Annotated in this window: 1 protein-coding gene; it reads right to left on the reverse strand. The window is 69.2% G+C overall.

What is annotated here, in order from left to right:
• Window positions 1–676: phosphotransferase family protein (locus tag OO62_RS36160; protein ID WP_033271972.1), on the reverse strand; the 676-nt coding region annotated here is incomplete at both ends.

Consider the following 676-nt stretch of genomic DNA (forward strand, 5'->3'; position numbering starts at 1 on the left):
CGGCCGCGGCCAGCACCCCGCCGGCCTCCTCATACGCCTCAGAGAACCGCAGACCCCACGACGGGCCGTGCAGCAGCGCAAGATTGGTCGAGCAGTGCGCCACATCCAGATCCGCCGGGCCCCAGGAGGTCGCTGCCCAGTCGACGACCCCCGTGATCCGGGCATCTGCCGGCCTTGAGGGCCCCACGTCGAACAGCACGTTGCCGGGTTGGAAGTCCCGGTGCAGGAATCGCCCTTCAAAGGGCGGCGCAGGTTTGCGGATCACGTCGATCGCCGCCGCCCATGCCGCCGCGTCGGCCCCCTTCGGAGTCACGACGGTGTCGGCGGTCGTCAACGTCACATACCCCCGGGGCCGCACGGCGGGTTGCAACGCGTGGATCGCCACGAGTTGCCGGGCCAGCAGAGGGACGCGCGTCTCCAATCCCTCATCGTCGAGGACTGTCCGTCCCGCCAGATGTGTCCTCAGGAGTGATGGATACTCGCAATGCGCTGCGGTCGGATCAACCGCGACCAGTCCAGGAGCCGGCACGCCGGTCCCCGTGAGCAGGGTCAGGGCGTCGGCCTCCCTGGTCAGCCCGTCCTCGGCGTGCTCCACGTTGACGAAGGTCCGCAGCACCAGGTCACGGGTGCTTCCGTCCGGCGCGCCGATGGTCAGCCGCCGTATTTCGGCAGTGAT

This window comes from Streptomyces lydicus, assembly GCF_000717345.1.
GTDB lineage: Bacteria > Actinomycetota > Actinomycetes > Streptomycetales > Streptomycetaceae > Streptomyces > Streptomyces lydicus.